This window comes from Hymenobacter profundi (genome assembly GCF_019334315.1).
GTDB classification, from domain to species: Bacteria; Bacteroidota; Bacteroidia; order Cytophagales; family Hymenobacteraceae; genus Hymenobacter; species Hymenobacter profundi.
Genome location: NZ_JAHWGL010000206.1, coordinates 1 through 1042 on the forward strand (window position 1 = coordinate 1; position 1042 = coordinate 1042).

General features: G+C 60.6%; 1 protein-coding gene. It reads left to right on the forward strand.

The annotated features are described in order from the left end of the window. Nucleotides 1-34: 34 nt before the first annotated feature. A complete protein-coding gene (locus KYK14_RS21900; RefSeq protein WP_219161763.1) occupies nt 35-856 on the forward strand; it encodes a TPM domain-containing protein in 822 nt (273 codons plus the stop codon). Nucleotides 857-1042: the final 186 nt, after the last annotated feature.

Genomic DNA, 1042 nt, shown 5'->3' on the forward strand with positions numbered 1-1042 from the left:
TTTCGTACGGTCCTTCTACTTCGCCGCCGCGCCCATGACCTACCCTACCCCTACGCTACCCTTTTCACGTTTGCCAGCCTTTGTTGCCCTGCTGCTGCTGATTCTGAGCAGTTGGCTGCCAGCTACGGCCCAGTCTATCCCGCCGCGGCCCAATCCGCCGCGCTTGGTGAATGACCTGGCAGGCATGATGAGCGCCGACGAGGTAGCCCAACTGGAGCGCAAACTGGTAGCCTACGACGACAGCACCTCCTCCCAAATTGCCGTCGTCACGGTGCCTACCCTCGGCGGCGATGATATTGCCAACTACGCCCAGCAGCTCTACGAAAGCTGGGGCATTGGCCGCAAAGGCGACAACAACGGCATCCTAGTATTAGTGGCCGAGCAGGAACACCGTGCCCGCATCCAAACAGGCTACGGCCTAGAAGGTGCCGTGCCCGACGCTCTGGCTAAACGTATCATCAGCAACACCATCGTACCCGCCTTCAAGCAGGAGCGCTACTACGAAGGCCTCAACACCGCCACCGACGAGCTCATTGCCCTGGCCAAAGGCGAGTACAAAGCCGACCCCAAAGACCAGCGCCGCAACCGCGACTCGTCGGGTTCGGGCTTTCCATTTTGGCTGATTATCCTAGCCCTGGTGCTGTTCTGGTTCCTGAGCCGGCGCGGTGGGGGCGGTAGAGGCGGCCGCCGTAACCGGGGCAGCGGCGGCATGTTTATCCCGCCCGTCATTTTCGGCGACTTTTCCGGCGGCCGCGGCACCTTTGGTGGCGGCGGTGGCGGTTTTGGAGGGGGCGGCGGCTTCGGCGGTTTCGGTGGCGGCAGCTCCGGCGGCGGCGGCGCCAGCGGCAGCTGGTAAGTGGTGATTTTATAAAGTTGTAAACGCGAAAGCGCCTGTCATCCTGAGCTTGCGAAGGACCTTATCACGCTAGAACGATGCTCGTAGCAACGACTCGTTCAACTAGCAGAAGGTCCTTCGCAAGCTCAGGATGACAGGCGCTTTCGCGTTTACCACTTTATAAAACCACTACTCCCTATCTTACCT